The sequence below is a fragment of the Pseudomonas sp. DWP3-1-3b3 genome, from assembly GCF_049896305.1.
GTDB lineage: Bacteria > Pseudomonadota > Gammaproteobacteria > Pseudomonadales > Pseudomonadaceae > Aquipseudomonas > Aquipseudomonas azotoformans_A.
The window spans coordinates 20,226-35,927 of sequence record NZ_JAFCUA010000020.1 but is presented as its reverse complement, the minus strand read 5'-3'; the positions used below and the strand labels follow the sequence as shown (position 1 = coordinate 35,927).

Annotated in this window: 17 protein-coding genes; 10 read left to right on the top strand and 7 right to left on the bottom strand. The window is 60.3% G+C overall.

Annotated elements, in window-relative coordinates; translation table 11 throughout:
• Positions 1 to 344 precede the first annotated feature (344 nt).
• The 4 genes from rhtA (at position 345) to ACP7BX_RS30690 (ending at position 3,148) form a co-directional block, all read left to right on the top strand.
• Complete coding sequence (gene rhtA / locus ACP7BX_RS30705) at positions 345 to 1,232, top strand: threonine/homoserine exporter RhtA (protein WP_033900260.1); 888 nt, start codon at positions 345 to 347, stop codon at positions 1,230 to 1,232.
• A 164-nt stretch (positions 1,233 to 1,396) separates the two neighbouring features.
• Positions 1,397 to 1,678, top strand: a complete 282-nt coding sequence (locus ACP7BX_RS30700; RefSeq protein ID WP_016980214.1) for a hypothetical protein — start codon at positions 1,397 to 1,399, stop codon at positions 1,676 to 1,678.
• 111 nt (positions 1,679 to 1,789) lie between these two features.
• Entirely contained in the window at positions 1,790 to 2,521 is a 732-nt protein-coding gene (locus tag ACP7BX_RS30695; RefSeq protein ID WP_314535530.1) for an SDR family oxidoreductase, read from the top strand.
• Positions 2,522 to 2,557: 36 nt separating this feature from the next.
• Entirely contained in the window at positions 2,558 to 3,148 is a 591-nt protein-coding gene (locus tag ACP7BX_RS30690; RefSeq protein WP_426132061.1) for a 2-hydroxychromene-2-carboxylate isomerase, read from the top strand.
• On the opposite strand, the gene ACP7BX_RS30685 is transcribed toward ACP7BX_RS30690, so the two are convergent.
• Entirely contained in the window at positions 3,145 to 4,131 is a 987-nt protein-coding gene (locus ACP7BX_RS30685; protein WP_426132060.1) for a zinc-dependent alcohol dehydrogenase family protein, read from the bottom strand. The two genes, ACP7BX_RS30690 and ACP7BX_RS30685, sit on opposite strands and share 4 nt — an antisense overlap.
• A 115-nt stretch (positions 4,132 to 4,246) precedes the next feature.
• On the opposite strand from ACP7BX_RS30685, the gene ACP7BX_RS30680 reads away from it, so the two are divergent.
• A complete protein-coding gene (locus tag ACP7BX_RS30680) occupies positions 4,247 to 5,155 on the top strand; it encodes a LysR family transcriptional regulator (RefSeq protein ID WP_426132059.1) in 909 nt (302 codons plus the stop codon).
• Here the strand turns inward: ACP7BX_RS30680 and ACP7BX_RS30675 are convergent.
• The 3 genes from ACP7BX_RS30675 to ACP7BX_RS30665 all read right to left on the bottom strand — a co-directional run bounded on the left by ACP7BX_RS30675 (position 5,148) and on the right by ACP7BX_RS30665 (position 8,657).
• Positions 5,148 to 6,956 (bottom strand): aminopeptidase P family protein, encoded by a 1,809-nt coding sequence (locus tag ACP7BX_RS30675; protein ID WP_426132058.1) that lies wholly within the window; start codon positions 6,954 to 6,956, stop codon positions 5,148 to 5,150. The two genes, ACP7BX_RS30680 and ACP7BX_RS30675, sit on opposite strands and share 8 nt — an antisense overlap.
• Before the next feature lie 37 nt (positions 6,957 to 6,993).
• Positions 6,994 to 8,154 (bottom strand): cysteine desulfurase family protein, encoded by a 1,161-nt coding sequence (locus tag ACP7BX_RS30670; protein ID WP_426132057.1) that lies wholly within the window; start codon positions 8,152 to 8,154, stop codon positions 6,994 to 6,996.
• Positions 8,155 to 8,387: 233 nt separating this feature from the next.
• Positions 8,388 to 8,657, bottom strand: coding sequence for a hypothetical protein (locus ACP7BX_RS30665; RefSeq protein ID WP_028615811.1), 270 nt, complete (start codon positions 8,655 to 8,657; stop codon positions 8,388 to 8,390).
• Between the two features lie 386 nt (positions 8,658 to 9,043).
• Here ACP7BX_RS30665 and msuE point away from each other — a divergent pair, with 386 nt between their 5' ends.
• The 4 genes from msuE to ACP7BX_RS30645 all read left to right on the top strand — a co-directional run bounded on the left by msuE (position 9,044) and on the right by ACP7BX_RS30645 (position 13,206).
• Positions 9,044 to 9,607 (top strand): FMN reductase, encoded by a 564-nt coding sequence (gene msuE / locus ACP7BX_RS30660; RefSeq protein WP_033900283.1) that lies wholly within the window; start codon positions 9,044 to 9,046, stop codon positions 9,605 to 9,607.
• A gap of 9 nt (positions 9,608 to 9,616) precedes the next feature.
• On the top strand, positions 9,617 to 10,756 hold the full coding sequence (gene ssuD / locus ACP7BX_RS30655; RefSeq protein ID WP_038844880.1) for an FMNH2-dependent alkanesulfonate monooxygenase: 1,140 nt from the start codon (positions 9,617 to 9,619) through the stop codon (positions 10,754 to 10,756).
• Between the two features lie 147 nt (positions 10,757 to 10,903).
• On the top strand, positions 10,904 to 12,091 hold the full coding sequence (locus ACP7BX_RS30650; RefSeq protein WP_016980225.1) for an acyl-CoA dehydrogenase family protein: 1,188 nt from the start codon (positions 10,904 to 10,906) through the stop codon (positions 12,089 to 12,091).
• Positions 12,092 to 12,102: 11 nt separating this feature from the next.
• A complete protein-coding gene (locus tag ACP7BX_RS30645) occupies positions 12,103 to 13,206 on the top strand; it encodes a sigma-54 interaction domain-containing protein (protein ID WP_033900291.1) in 1,104 nt (367 codons plus the stop codon).
• Here ACP7BX_RS30645 and ACP7BX_RS30640 read toward each other — a convergent pair.
• Positions 13,195 to 13,560: an antibiotic biosynthesis monooxygenase gene (locus ACP7BX_RS30640; protein WP_026000062.1), complete on the bottom strand. Its 366-nt coding sequence runs from the start codon at positions 13,558 to 13,560 to the stop codon at positions 13,195 to 13,197. The genes ACP7BX_RS30645 and ACP7BX_RS30640 overlap by 12 nt on opposite strands.
• Before the next feature lie 101 nt (positions 13,561 to 13,661).
• Between ACP7BX_RS30640 and soxR the strand changes: the two genes are divergently transcribed.
• Positions 13,662 to 14,111 carry a redox-sensitive transcriptional activator SoxR gene (soxR, locus tag ACP7BX_RS30635; RefSeq protein ID WP_426132056.1) on the top strand — a complete coding sequence of 150 codons (450 nt, stop codon included), beginning with the start codon at positions 13,662 to 13,664 and terminating at the stop codon, positions 14,109 to 14,111.
• A gap of 123 nt (positions 14,112 to 14,234) precedes the next feature.
• Here the strand turns inward: soxR and ACP7BX_RS30630 are convergent, their stop codons facing one another.
• Entirely contained in the window at positions 14,235 to 15,005 is a 771-nt protein-coding gene (locus tag ACP7BX_RS30630; RefSeq protein WP_426132055.1) for a MetQ/NlpA family ABC transporter substrate-binding protein, read from the bottom strand.
• Positions 15,006 to 15,034: 29 nt separating this feature from the next.
• Positions 15,035 to 15,700: a methionine ABC transporter permease gene (locus ACP7BX_RS30625; RefSeq protein WP_016980232.1), complete on the bottom strand. Its 666-nt coding sequence runs from the start codon at positions 15,698 to 15,700 to the stop codon at positions 15,035 to 15,037.
• Positions 15,701 to 15,702 lie beyond the last annotated feature (2 nt).

Here is a 15,702-nt window from a genome sequence, read left to right as displayed (position 1 = left end):
GGGAGGCGAATTCTACAGCGTTACACGCTGCTGTCAACACCTCTTTTTCAACTTCCTTCTGGCTTCGATGAACTGAAGCAACCTGCTGCCGAAATCTACATAACTCATTGTTTACCAAGGAGTTTTCCGTTTCGACTGCGCCGGAAGTGGGGCGAATTATAGGCTTCTGAAATCTGCCGTCAACCCTTGATTTGGTTTTTCTATCAAAGAAGCTGAAAACCTCGAGATTCGTCCGTTATAAGCCCTTACCAAGGATAATTGAGCAATATATTGCTCAACTTCAAACAGTTAAGCATCATAGCGCCCACGCTTCTCTTAATATGACTTCGGACGAACACTCCCAAATGACCACCTCCCCCCGCAGCCTGGCCTCGACATTGTTCCCAGTCGGCTTGCTGCTGATTGCCATGGCCTCCATCCAGTCCGGCGCCTCGCTGGCCAAGAGCATGTTCCCTATCGTCGGCGCACAAGGCACCACGGCACTGCGCCTGATTTTCGCCAGCGTGATCATGCTGCTTCTATTACGTCCATGGCGTGCCAAGTTGACGGCCAAATCCCTGCGCACCGTCATCGTTTATGGGATGGCCCTGGGCGGCATGAACTTCCTTTTCTATATGTCCTTGCGCAGCGTACCTCTGGGGATTGCGGTGGCCCTGGAGTTCACCGGCCCGCTTGCCGTGGCTATCTATGCCTCTCGGCGCGCGGTCGACTTCCTGTGGATTGCCCTGGCAATCATCGGCTTGCTCCTACTTATCCCGATGGGCGAAGCGAGCAGCGGTATCGATCTACTGGGTGCAGGCTACGCCTTGGGTGCCGGGGTCTGCTGGGCGCTCTACATTCTGTATGGCCAGAAAGCCGGTAATGACAACGGCGTGCAGACCGCCGCCCTCGGCGTAATGATCGCCGCCTTGTTTGTTGCCCCTATCGGCATCGTGCATGCGGGCAGCGCATTGCTGACGCCAGCCCTGATCCCGGTCGCCATCGGTGTCGCCATTCTGTCCACCGCCCTGCCCTACACCCTGGAAATGGTCGCACTGACACGCCTCCCCGCCCGTACCTTCGGCACGCTCATGAGCATCGAACCGGCGTTTGGCGCCCTCTCCGGCCTGCTGTTCCTGCACGAACACCTGTCACTCGCGCAATGGCTGGCGATCACGTGCATCATCCTGGCCTCCGTAGGCGCCACCGTGACAATGCGCAGCGAGTCAAAGCCGCTGGTTCCAGCGGATTGAAGGCTGTTTGAATGTAGCTCTGGCATTTGGCGCTCATTTAGGCCATGTTTAAGCCGTAAACGAATGTCATTCATGGAGAATTTCGACAAGGACAGCGCGAACGCTACACCCGAGAGCGAGTAGAGCCTGCCTCTAGCATTGCGAGGCGGCTATTAAGGATAGGAATGAAGCGAATTTTGATACTGTTAATGGTCATGGCGATTGCCGGTTGTGCCGCGACCACCAAGACAGAAGTGAAACGTGGCAAAAAAGGCCTGCATATCAACTGTTCCGGCCTGTCTTCTTCCTGGGACCAGTGCTACACCAGTGCAACAAACTCTTGCGGCGCCAAGGGCTATCGGGTTATCGCAAAGTCCGGTGACAATTCCGAGGAACCTGGGGACTACCCCTTCGGCCTCAACCCTGCCGGCTACACCAGTCGAAGCATGATCGTCATCTGCAAGTAATCGCTCGAGCAGTCATCCCCTGACTGCTCTCATTAAATTCCAGCAACAAAACCAGCCTTTTGCGGCGCTGCGACTAGACTCCTGCTCGACCATTGAGCCAAGGGAGTTCCCATGACGCACAACAAGAAAATCGTATTGGTAGTGGGTGCCGGTGATGCAACGGGCGGCGCCATTGCCAAGCGCTTTGCCCGCGAAGGCTACGTGGCGTGTGTCACCCGCCGCAGCGCCGATAAATTGCAGCCGCTGGTAGACAGCATCCACGCGGTAGGCGGTGAAGCCCATGGCTTTGCCTGCGATGCACGTAAAGAAGAAGACGTCATTGCGCTGATCGAGCAGATCGAAACCGAGCTGGGTCCGATTGAAGCCTTCGTGTTCAACATCGGCGCCAACGTGCCGTGCAGCATCCTGGAAGAAACCGCGCGCAAGTATTTCAAGATCTGGGAGATGGCTTGCTTCTCCGGCTTCCTGAATGCCCGCGAAGTGGCCAAACGCATGGTCACGCGCAATCGAGGCACCATTTTGTTCACGGGTGCCACCGCAGGATTGCGCGGCGCTGCAGGGTTTGCCGCCTTCGCCGGCGCCAAACACGGTATCCGGGCGCTCGCGCAAAGCATGGCCAGGGAACTCGGGCCCAGAAACATCCACGTCGCCCATGTGGTGGTCGACGGCGCCATCGACACCGACTTCATTCGCGACAATTTCCCGCACAAATACGCGCTCAAGGACCAGGACGGCATCCTCAACCCCGAGCATATCGCCGATAACTATTGGTACCTGCACAGCCAGCCACGCGACGCCTGGACGTTCGAACTGGACCTGCGCCCCTGGAATGAACCCTGGTAAGCACGCCCCCACAATAATAAGCAGCGAGCATCGACCATGAGTAAAACCCTGGAATTCTTCTTTGACCTCGGCAGCCCCGCCACCTACCTGGCCTACACCCAGCTCCCCGCACTGTGCGCCTCAACCGGTACGCAACTGATTTATAAGCCCATGCTGTTGGGCGGCGTGTTCAAGGCCACGGGCAACGCCTCTCCCATCACCGTGCCCGCCAAAGGTCGCTACATGTTCGATGACCTGGCGCGCTATGCACGTCGCTACAACGTACCGCTCACGTTCAACCCGCACTTTCCCATCAATACCCTGCTGTTGATGCGGGCCGTCACCGGCATTCAATTGCGCCAACCCGTGCGCTTCGATGACTTTGTGGATTGCCTGTTCCGCGCCCTCTGGGTGGAGGGCCGTCATTTGGGAGACCCCACTGTTGTTGCTGCCGTGCTGACCGAACACGGTTTTAGTCCCGAAGAGGTTCTGACCCTGGCCAACGACGAAGCGGTAAAGACCGCCCTCAAGGACAACACCGAACAAGCCGTTCTACGGGGCGTGTTCGGTGCGCCCAGCCTGTTTGTAGGCAACCAGCTGTTCTTTGGTCAGGACCGTCTGGATTTTGTGCGCGAAGCCCTGAGTTAGATCTCAATCGCCAAGCGCCCTTGCGCGCCGCTTGCGAGCAGATCGTAGGCGGCGTTCGCACTGTGTAAATCGAATGAACGCCCATCCATGGTCGGCTTGAGTTTACCTGCATCAATCAACCGCGCCGCCTCGGCTAGAATCTGCCCGTGGTGCTCACGCCCCTTGCCGGTCAGCAACGGCAATAAGGTAAACACGCCCGAGTAGGTTGCCCCACGAAACGACAGCGGTGCCAGGCTGTGTTGCCCCCAACCCAGGCAGCTCACTACATGACCGTGATAGGTCTTGGCGGCTCGAAAGGATGCATCCAGCGTTTCGCCGCCGACAGTGTCATACACAATGTCAAAGCCTTCGCCCGCGGTGTACTGCGCGACGTACTCCTCGACCGTCAGTTGCTGATAGTCGATAAACGTCGCGCCCAGCGCTTCGATCACCGCGCGATGCTTGGCGGATCCCGTGGCGTATACCTGCGCTCCGAGGGCAATCGCCAGTTGCACTGCGACATGCCCTACTCCGCCCGCGCCGCCTTGGATCAATACTTTGTGCCCGGAGCCTACATGCGCCCGGTCTACCAAGCCTTCCCACGCGGTGATCAGCACCAGCGGCAACACCGCCGCTTCACGCATGCTCAAGGCCTCGGGTTTCTTCGCCAGCAAACGGGCATCGACGGCTGCGTATTCGGCCAACGAGCCCTGTGCGCCACCGATGCCGGTCGCCAACCCATAGACCTCATCGCCTACGTGCCAATCACCGACCTCTGGGCCGACGGCTTCCACGGTGCCTGCCAGGTCCATGCCGAGCACCGCCGGTAATGGCTGCCGGGCATGGGCAGCCTGGCCGGCGCGGACTTTCCCGTCCAATGGATTAAGGCCACTGGCGCTGATTCTGACCAACACTTGGCCAGCGCCTGCTGCCGGTTTAGGAATTGTCGTCAGCCGGAACGGTGCATCCACGGCATCCACAATCAAAGCATGCATATCAGTCATGTTGGCGGTCTCGCGTCATCGAAGAATGAAGTCAATGATCTGCCAGCCAATTCATGCCGATAAGACACTAAAAGACTATAGTGCTTATGCGCAATAAGAATGAATTGGACGCCCCATGGACAAACTCAACGCAATGGCGATTTTCGTTCGCGTGATCGAACGCGGCAGCTTCTCCGCCGTCGCCCGGGAAATGCAGACTACCCAACCCACCATCAGCAAAGTCCTGCGCGCCCTGGAAACCGAACTGGGCGGCAAGCTGATTGCCCGCAGTACGCGCCAACTGTCCCTGACCGACGAAGGTCAGCGGTACTACAGCCACTGTCGCGAAATCCTCGCCGCCGTGGATGCTGCCGAACACAGCTTCCAGACGGGCAAAGAGGCGATCGCCGGCCCCCTGCGCGTGGGCTCATCGGTGAGTTTCGGCCGCCTGCAGATTGCTTCACGCTTGAGCGATTTCCTGCAGAAATACCCTGACGTACAGGTAGACCTGCAACTCAACGATCACCTGCAGGACATGGTCAGCGAAGGCCTGGACGTGACCCTGCGAATCGGTGAACTGCGCGACAGCGGCTTGATCGCCAGGCAGATCGGCACCACCCACCGCGTCACCCTGGCCAGCCCGGCCTACCTGGCCAACCATCCCACCCCGAAAACCCCGCAGGATCTCAGCCAGCACAACTGTCTGCTGTTCAACCTGCTCAGCAGCCAGAACCAGTGGGTTTACGAAAAGAATGGCACGCGACACAGCGTGCGCATTGCCGGCAACGCCCAGAGCAATAACTCAGAGGCGGTGCGGGAAATGGTGTTGACGGGGCTTGGCATTGCGCTGTCGCCCCTATGGTTGTTCCATGATGATCTGAAAGCCGGCCGCGTGATCGCGTTATTGCAGGACTACACCCCGCAATCACTGCCGATCCATGCGGTGTCGGCGCCCAACCGTCGGCAATCGGCCCGGGTCAAGGCATTCGTCGACTATATGGCCGACGCCCTGGCCCAGGCCCCTGAATTGCAGGCGATCAAATAGCCGCAGTGCGCACCTGCAACCAGTCAAGTGCGGCACCGGCGAGCAACGGACTCAGACGCTCACGCACCTCGGCATGGTAAGCGTTGAGCCACTCACGCTCGTCTACCGTGAGCAGCGACGGTTCCAGGCAACGCGTGTCGATCGGGCACAGGGTCAAGGTTTCGAACTTGAGGAACTCGCCGAACTCAGTCTTGCCGGCTTCGCGGTTCAGCACCAGGTTCTCGATACGCACGCCCCAGCGGCCCGGACGGTAAGTGCCCGGCTCGATGGAGGTGATCATCCCCGGCTGCATCGCCGTTTGCGGCGCAGTGGCCGCTTGATAGGCAATCACTTGCGGACCTTCATGCACATTGAGGAAATAGCCTACGCCGTGCCCGGTACCGTGGCCGTAGTCCACGCCCTCAGCCCAGATCGGCGCACGAGCAATGGCGTCCAGCAGCGGTGAAAGGATGCCTTTCGGGAAATGCGCACGGGACAAGGCAATCACGCCCTTGAGCACACGGGTGCAGTCGCGTTTCTGTTCCTCGCTCGGCGTACCGATTGGAACCATCCGCGTGATATCCGTGGTGCCGCCGAGGTACTGGCCGCCCGAATCGATCAGCAGCAGCCCATCGCCTTCGATCACTGCGTGCTCTTCTTCAGTGGCGTGGTAGTGCGGCATCGCACCATTGGCGTTATACGCCGCGATGGTGTTGAAGCTCAGCGACACATAACCGGGGCGACGGGTACGCGCAGCGGTCAGGTGTTCGTCGATGGTCAGTTCGGTGATACGTTCGCGCCCCAGCGCACTGTCCAGCCAGGCGAAGAATTCGCACAACGCCGCGCCGTCCTGCTCCATGGCCTGGCGGATGTGTTCCGCGTCGGCCAGGCTCTTGCGCGACTTGGCCAAGGTGGTCGGGTTGAGTCCTTCGACCAGCTTGACGCCGGCATCGAGGTTTTCCAGCAAGCCCGCGGTAACGCGCGCCGGGTCGACCTGCACACTGGCGCCCGCCGGCACGTTACGCAAGGCATTCGCCACTTCGCTGTAGTCGCGCAGCGTCACGCCATCCTGTTCCAACACCGCCCGCAGCTCTGCATCGACTTTGCTCAACGCTACGAACAACGTGGCCTGCTGTTGATTGATCAGCGCAAAGGACACAAACACCGGGTTGAACGACACATCACCGCCGCGCAGGTTGAACAGCCAGGCGATGTCGTCCAGGGTGGCGATGAAGTGCCAGTCGGCGCCCTTCTCCTTCAGGGCAGCGCGCAGCGAGGCGAGTTTCTCACCCCGGCTGACGGTGGCCTGAGGCGGCAGGTGCTGATAGATCGGCTGGTTTGGCAGTGTCGGACGGTCTTGCCAGACTTCATCCAACAGGTCGATATCGGTACGCAGTTGTGCACCGCGCTCCGCCAACTTGCTGCCCAGGGTCCGCGCCGAGGCCACGGCCATGACCGCACCGTCTACCGCGACAACGCCACCTTCCGGCGTTTGCTCGGCCAGCCACTCCAGCGGTCCGGGTTGGCCTGGCTGCAGTTTCACCAATTCGATGCCGCTGCCCTTGAGTTCCTTGGTCGCTTGTTCCCAGTAACGGCTATCGGCCCACACGCCGGCGAAATCCGCCGTGACAATCAGCGTTCCCACCGAACCATGAAACCCCGACAACCATTGCCGCCCCTGCCAGTAACCCGGCAGGTACTCGGACAAGTGCGGGTCGGCCGACGGCACCAGCAGGGCGTGAATGCCCTCGCGGCTCATCAGTTCACGGGTGTGCGCCAGGCGCTGGGGAACCGTTCCATGGGTCAAAGGCTGCGTACTCATTGTGTCTCCTGCTAACCACGAATAATTATTATGTGAATCAGACCGCCCAGAACGCCGGTGCACTGGCCAGGGCCGCCTTGATCAATTGCACCGCTTGGTCGATATCCTGCTCGGTGGTAAACCGGCCCAGGCTCAAGCGAATGGTACGGCCGGCGCTACGTGCATCATGGCCCAACGCCAGGAGCACATGGGACGGCGCGTTGCTCGCCGAATTGCAGGCCGAGGTCGCGGAAAACGCGATCCCCGCACTCAACGCAGCGGCGTTGAATTCGCCTTCGCCAAACGTGAGGCTCAGGGTATGTGGAATACGTTGTGTCGCGCTGCCATTGAGACGCACGCCGGCCACCGATTCCAACTGGTCCAGCAAGCGCTGACGCAAGGCGACGATCACCGCCTTTTCTTCAGCAAAAGACGCCGCCGCCAAGGCAAACGCGGTGCCCATGCCGGCAATCTGATGGGTCGCCAGGGTGCCGGAGCGCAGGCCGCCTTCGTGACCACCGCCGTGGATCTGCGCCAACACCTTCTGCTGCGCCCGAGGGCCGACATACAACGCGCCAATCCCTTTGGGGCCATACAGCTTGTGGGCCGAAAATGACATCAAGTCCACCGACCATTGCGCCAGATCGATTGCCACCTTGCCCGCGCCCTGCGCCGCATCCACATGCAACAACGCGCCGTGTTCACGCACTCGCGCGCCGATGGCGGGGATGTCGTTGAGGGTGCCCAGTTCGTTGTTCACCAGCATCAGCGAAACCAGGAACGTGTCTTCGCGCAAGGCTTCGCTGACGGCATCGGCACTGATCAGCCCATCGGCATCCGGCACCAGGTAGGTGACAGCCACGCCGGCTTCCTGCAGTTGCCGCGCGGTATCCAACGTGGCCTTGTGTTCGATCTGGCTGGTGATGATATGCCCACCCGCCACGCCTCGCGCCTGGGCCACGCCCTTGATCGCAAGGTTATTGGATTCGGTGGCGCCGGAGGTCCAGACGATTTGCTCAGGGTTGGCACCGACCAACTCGGCTACCTGGCGACGCGCCTGCTCGACCGTGTGCCGGGCCGCCTGGCCGAACGCATGGGAACTGGACGCGGGGTTACCGAAATTGGCATTGAAGCCCAGACACTCGACCATCACCTGGATGACCCGCTCATCCACCGGGGTGGTGGCGGCGTAGTCGAAATACAGCGGACGTTTATTCATGACGTTAAAAACTCGCAGAGCAGGTTCCCGAGAGCAGCGTCTCAGGGGCACGGACCGGGACAGAGGTTGTCAGGTTTAACCGATCGCATGCCATTAAAGAAGGACCACTTTATGAAAATGTGCGTAGGAACGCTCCTGAAATTCAGCTTAACAGGCTGAAGTCACACCATGGAAAACAAAAAGCCCGAGGTTCCTTAGGGGAATCCTCGGGCTTTTTGCCGCCAGGCGCGGGATCAACTGGGACGACCATGCAGGGTCACGCTGCGTTCGGCGTTCATTTCGCCCTGGCGATCAAACCCGAAAGGCTTCTGTGGCTGGCCGGTCAGTGCCGCGCGCTGCTGTTGGTATTCATCAAACGACAAACCACGACGGCTCAATGCTTCCAGGGCCAACTGCTTGGTTTCTTCCGCCGTGTAGGGGCGCAATTCAGGTGAAGGATGGGTCGCACATCCGGCAAGGACTGAGCTGACAATCAATAAGGAAACAGCGAGGAATCGGTTCATGGCGGCGGCCCTGCAAAGGAGGTTTCGAGTCAATGAACACAGGCTACTCCCGGGCCCGCACGGTGAAAAATCACCTGCCTCGATAGTCGCTATCAACCGCCAAGGCACCTGCGATAGCGGCATTCACATATTTCTTTATGATCTATAAATATGGGAATACGTTCATTTACGGAATAACTGCAACCCTCTATAACTGACGCTACATCGCGTTGGCACTGTTGCCCACGCAACTGTTGCTCGCGCAACAGCCAATCAACAAATCACCAGCCAGACAACAGCGACACTTTTCGGCAGTGAGCATGCAACCCGCGCCAATCAAGGCCTGCGCCCGTTGGTATAGCTCTTGCTCACCAGGTTGCACTCCACTGTTGAAAAAGGAACTGTTCATGACCCGTCCCCTGAATGTCGTTGCCCTCTCTGGCGGAACCTGGCGCCCGTCACGCACCCTCGTGCTGACCCAAGCAGTGCTCGCCGAACTGGCCACGTTGCTGCCGATCCAGACCACCCTGATCGAACTGGGCGAGATTGCCCGGCCGCTGGGGGGAGCACTGTCCCGTGACGAACTGCCGGCAGACGTCGAATCCCAACTGTTGGCCATCGAACAGGCCGACCTGCTGATCGTCGCCGCACCGGTCTATCGGGGCTCCTACCCCGGCCTGCTCAAGCACCTGTTCGACCTGGTCGGCCTCAACGCCTTGATCAACACGCCGGTACTGCTCGCCGCCACTGGCGGCAGCGAACGTCATGCGCTGGTACTCGATCACCAACTGCGTCCGCTGTTCAGCTTTTTCCAGGCATTGACCTTGCCGATCGGTGTGTACGCCACCGAAGCCGACTTCACCGACTACCAAATCACCAGTGAACTACTAAAAGCCCGTATTCAACTGGCGGCAGAACGCGCTGCGCCTTTGTTTGCAGCGCACTCCCCCTCTCTGCTGAAAATCGCTTAAGGATTGGTCATGGATGTTTTCTGGTTTCTGCCAACACATGGCGACGGGCATTACCTGGGCACCACCCAAGGTGCGCGGCCGGTCACCCTCAATTATCTGAAACAAGTCGCCCAAGCGGCTGACAGCCTGGGTTACCACGGCGTGCTGATTCCTACCGGGCGTTCGTGCGAAGACTCCTGGGTCATCGCCTCGGCACTGGTGCCACTGACCGAACGCCTGCGTTACCTGGTGGCGATTCGTCCGGGTATCATTTCGCCGACTGTTTCTGCACGCATGGCAGCAACGCTGGATCGCCTGTCCAACGGCCGCTTGCTGATCAACGTGGTGACCGGCGGCGACCCCGATGAAAACCGTGGCGACGGCAGCTTCCTCGACCACAGTGAACGTTACGAAGTCTCCGATGAATTCCTACAGATCTGGCGCCGCGTATTGCAGGGCGAATCGGTAGATTTTGAAGGCAAACACCTGCGCGTGCAGAACGCCAAGGCACTGTACCCACCAGTGCAGAAGCCTTATCCGCCGCTGTATTTTGGCGGGTCCTCCGACGCAGCCCACGACCTCGCCGCCGAACAGGTCGATGTGTACCTGACCTGGGGCGAACCGCCGGCCGCCGTCGCGGAAAAACTCGCGGATGTGCGTGAACGCGCCGCACGCCACGGGCGCACCGTGAAGTTCGGCATTCGCCTGCATGTGATCGTGCGTGAAACCGAAGAGGACGCCTGGAAAGCCGCCGACAAACTGATCGAACACATCAGCGACGAAACCATCGCCGCCGCGCAAAAATCCTTCTCGCGGTTTGACTCCGAAGGCCAGCGCCGCATGGCCGCCCTGCACGACGGGCGCCGCGACAACCTGGAAATCGCCCCCAACCTGTGGGCCGGCGTCGGCCTGGTGCGCGGCGGTGCCGGCACAGCACTGGTGGGCAACCCACAGCAAGTCGCCGAGCGCATCAAGGAATACGCCGATTTGGGGATCGAAAGTTTCATCTTCTCCGGCTACCCGCACTTGGAAGAGGCGTATCGCTTTGCCGAGCTGGTGTTCCCGCTGCTGCCGGAACCCTACGCCAGCCTGGCCGGGCGTGGTGTCACCAACCTCACTGGCCCGTTCGGCGAAATGATTGCCAACGATGTACTGCCAGCCAAGGCCTAGTAATGCTGGGATCTGCTTTATGTGGGAGCCGGGCTTGCCCGCGATGCAGGCACTTCGGAGTGTCAGGCATAGCAAGGTGATGCTATCGCAGGCAAGCCAGCTCCCACATTTGGCCTTGATTGCCAAATAGACATTGAGGAACACCGCGTGACAGCCAAACCCCACAGCGTCCTGCCCTCCCCTTTGCAGACCGCCAAACTGCTGGCCGCCGAATTCGCCCTTACCGCCGTCGAGCGCGACGAGCGCGGCGGCACGCCCAAAGCCGAACGTGACGCGCTGCGCCACAGCGGCCTGCTCGCCCTGAGCATTCCCACCCAATACGGCGGCCTTGGTGCACGCTGGAGCGAAACCCTGGGGATCGTCCGTGAATTCGCCAAGGTCGACAGTTCCATCGCCCACGTCTTCGGCTTCCACCACCTGATGCTCGCCACCGTGCGCCTGTTTTCGCGCCCGGACCAATGGCAACCCTGGTTCGAACAGACCGCACGCAAAAACTGGTTCTGGGGCAACGCCCTCAACCCGCTGGACACCCGCACCGTGGTCAAGGATTTCGGCGGCTGGCGCGAGTTCTCCGGCAAAAAGAGCTTCTGCTCCGGCGCCAGCGACTCGGAGATGCTGATCGCCTCGGCGGTGGATGAAACCGCCGGCGGCAAGCTGCTGATCGCCGCAATCCCGAGCGGGCGCAGCGGCATTACCTTGCACAACGACTGGAACAATATCGGCCAGCGCCAGACCGACAGTGGCAGCGCCAGCTTCGAACGCGTACGCGTCGAAGAGTCCGAATTGCTGCTCGATCCCGGCCCACTGAGCACGCCCTTCGCCTGCCTGCGCCCGCTGATTGCCCAGTTGACCTTCACGCATATGTTTCTCGGGATTGCCGAAGGCGCTTTCGAAGAAGCCCGCAATTACACCCTGACCGAAACGCGCGCCTGGCATAAGTCCTCGGCTGAAGACGTGCGCCAAGACCCTTACGTGCTGCATCACTACGGTGAGTTCTGGGTCGCCCTGGAAGGTATTCGCCTGCTGGTGGAACGCGCCGCCGAGTTGCTCGACCAAGCCTGGGCCAAGGGTGCGAACCTCAGTGAATCCGAGCGCGGCCAATTGGCTATCGCCATCGCCACCGCCAAAGTCGCCGCCACCCGCCAGGGCCTGGACCTGTGCAGCCGGTTGTTCGAAGTGACCGGCGCGCGCTCCACCCACGCCTCGCTGCGTCTGGACCGTCACTGGCGCAACCTGCGTACACAGACCCTGCACGATCCGGTGGACTACAAACTCCACGAACTGGGGGATTGGGCGTTGAACCAATCCCTGCCGATTCCTACGTTCTATTCCTAAGAGAGGTGCCCATGCAGCTGTTGACCCTACCGCCCTCGCCCGCCCTCGCGACGTCGATCCGCGCCACGGCCCAGGTCTTCGAAGACCCGAAATCCCAGGCGCTGCTCGACCATATCCAGCAAGTGGCGCCCAGCGAAGCCAGCGTGCTGATCATCGGCGAGACCGGCACCGGTAAAGAGCTGGTGGCGCGCCATATCCATAACCTCAGCGCGCGGCGCAACCGGCCTTTCGTGGCGGTGAATTGCGGGGCGTTCTCCGAATCCCTGGTGGAAGCCGAGCTGTTCGGCCATGAGAAAGGCGCCTTTACCGGTGCCCTCAGTGCCAAGGCCGGCTGGTTTGAAGAAGCCGACGGCGGCACCTTGTTCCTCGATGAGATCGGCGATCTGCCGATGGCAATCCAAGTGAAGCTGTTGCGCGTCCTACAGGAACGTGAGGTCGTGCGCCTGGGTTCGCGTAAGAGCATTCCGATTGATGTGCGTGTATTGGCCGCGACCAACGTGCAACTCGAAAAAGCCATCAACGCCGGGCATTTCCGGGAAGACCTCTACTACCGCCTTGACGTGGTCAGCCTGGAACTCAGCCCGTTGCGCGAGCGCCCCGGCGATATCCTGCCGCTGACCCGACACTTCATCGAAGCCTACAGCCAGCGCCTGGGCTACGGCCCGATCACCATCAGCCGCGAGGCCGAGCAAAAGCTCAAGAGCTACAGCTGGCCGGGCAATATCCGCGAGCTGGAGAACGTGATTCACCACACCCTGTTGATCTGCCGTAACGGCGTGATCGAACGGGACGACCTGCGCCTGTCAAACATGCGCATCGAACGCCAGGACGACAGCCCGCACGGCACCGACAACAGCGCCGAAGCCTTGCTCGCGCGCGCCTTCCAGAAGCTGTTCGAAGAACAGGCCGGCGCCCTGCATGAAAAGGTCGAGGATGCCCTGCTACGCGCCGCCTATCGTTTCAGCCATTACAACCAGGTGCACACCGCCAACCTGTTGGGCTTGAGCCGTAACGTCACACGTACGCGCCTGATCAAGATCGGCGAGCTGGCGGTGAACAAGCGCCGCCCTGGTGAAAACGTGCAAGGCGAGCGCATGCTGCATTTATCCATTTAGGCGGCAGTGCAACGCGTTGTCATGGCTGCGCTCGAAACTGCGCAGCACCTGGAACGAGCCGAAGGTCACCGCCGTGGCCTGATGGGCGCGAATCAGCGTCCAGAAATCTTCCTCGCCATGCTCAAAGCACTGGAACGCCGCCTCGCCGTCTTCACGCGAGCGCCATTGCAGGTAGTTGAGCACCCGCCGTCCGTCATCGCTGACCTGCACACTGGCATTGATAAAGCCGCCGTGGCCTTGGGCCAGGCGTTCGCTTTGGGTGGTCAAGGCCGCCACCAGGGCGACTTGCTGCTGGGGCTCGATCTGAAATTCGATCAATTGAGTGAAGCTGCGATTTTTCTCTGATACCTGCATGAACACTCCCCTTCCTCTGTAGGCAGAATCTTGCGATTCGATGCCACGCAGGGTAAAACCTCTAGTTAAGTCAAGGTCAAGCGTTGCCTGGGAGTTTTTTCATGCTCAACAAGGAACTCACGGTCGGCCAACTGGCCGCCCGCAGCGGTGTGGCGGTCACAGCCCTGCATTTCTATGAAACCAAGGGGTTGATCAAGAGCAATCGCAATGCCGGCAACCAGCGGCGTTATCCTCGCGATGTGTTGCGGCGCGTGGTGGTGATCAAGATCGCCCAGCGTTTGGGCATACCACTGGCAACGATCGGCGAGGCGTTGCAGGCCTTGCCGGATGGACGCACGCCCACGGCGCAGGATTGGGAGCGCTTGTCGGCGCTGTGGCGGGAAGACCTGGATGAGCGCATCAATAAGCTGGTGCTGCTGCGGGACAAGCTCAATGGCTGTATCGGTTGCGGGTGCCTGTCGATGGAGGCGTGCCCGTTGCGGAATCAGGATGACAAGCTCGGCGAGTGCGGACCAGGTGCACAGTTGTTGGAGCCCACTCCCAAATCCTGAAGTGACAATCCAATCAATGTGGGAGCTGGCTTGCCTGCGAAAGCGGTGTATCAGTAGCAGATGTGCAAGCTGACCCACCGCTTTCGCAGGCAAGCCAGCTCCCACAGTTGATCGGTGTTGGACTCAGAACCCAGGGGCAATCTGACCTTTGTAACGGGTCAGGATGAACTGACGCAGTTCATCGGAATTCAACGCCTTGGCCAGTTTCTGGATACGTGGGTCATTGATGTTATCCGGCCGCGCCACCAGGTACTCGACGTACAGCGACTTGCCCTTCTCCACGATCAACGCGCTATTGGTATCGATCCCCGCTTCCAGCGCGTAGTTGGCAAACACAAACGCCAAATCCACCTGGCTCACCGAGCGGGCCAACAAGGCGCCTTCCAGTTCGCGGATTTTCAAATGCTTGGGGTTTTCCGCGATATCGCGCGGTGTACTCAGGGTGTTGCTCGGGTCCTTGAGTTTGATCAGGCCCGCCTCATCCAGCAGCACCAGGGCACGGCCAGTGTTGACCGGGTCGTTGGGGATCGACACCGTGGCGCCGTCCTTGAGCTCCGAGATGTTTTTGATCTTGGTCGAGTAAGCGCCAAAAGGTTCGATATGCACGCCCACCACCGGCACCAGATCGGTGTGACGGGTCTTGTTGTAGTCGTCGAGGAACGGGCGGTACTGGTAATAGTTGGCGTCGATGTTCTTCAGCGACAGTTGTTGGTTGGGCTGGATAAAGTCGGTGAAGACTTTGATCTGCAGGTCCACGCCCTCCTTGGCCAGCACCGGTTTGACGAACTCGAGAATTTCCGCATGGGGCACAGGGGTCGCACCGACCACCAGCTTTTCATTGGCAAAGGCATTCAACGACAGGACAGCGGCCAAAATGGCCAGGGACTTTTTCATACAGGCTCCGAAAGCAGTTGTTATAGGAATCAACGGCGGCTGTAACGCGCCACCAAACGGTCACCGGTCATCTGCAGGGCCTGAACCAGCACCAACAGCAGCACCACGGTGACCACCATTACGTCGGTCTGAAAGCGCTGGTAGCCGTAGCGAATTGCCAGGTCACCCAGGCCGCCGCCACCGATCACGCCGGCCATGGCGGTGTAGTCCACCAGCACAATCGCGGTCACGGTCACTGCCGCCAGCAGCCCGCCCCGGGCCTCCGGCAACAGGGTGTGACGGATCACCTGCCAGGTGCTGGCGCCCATGGATTGGGTGGCCTCGACCACGCCGCGATCCACCTCGCGCAGCGCGGTTTCCACCAGCCGCGCAAAGAACGGCGTACAGCCCACCACCAGTGGCGGGATGGTGCCCGGCACACCGAGGGAGGTGCCCACCAGCAAGGTGGTGAGCGGGATCAACACGATCAGCAGGATGATGAACGGCAGCGAACGCAACACGTTGACCACCACCGACAGCAACCGATACACCACCAGCGCCTCATGCAACTGGCGCTTGCCGGTGAGAAACAGCAGCACGCCCAGGGGCAGCCCGAGCAGCACGGTAAAACCCAGCGCAGCGGCGAGCATGCTCAGGGTTTCCAGGCAGGCCTGGCCGATGTCGGCCCAATAGATGTTCTTGAACAGTTCAGCCATGG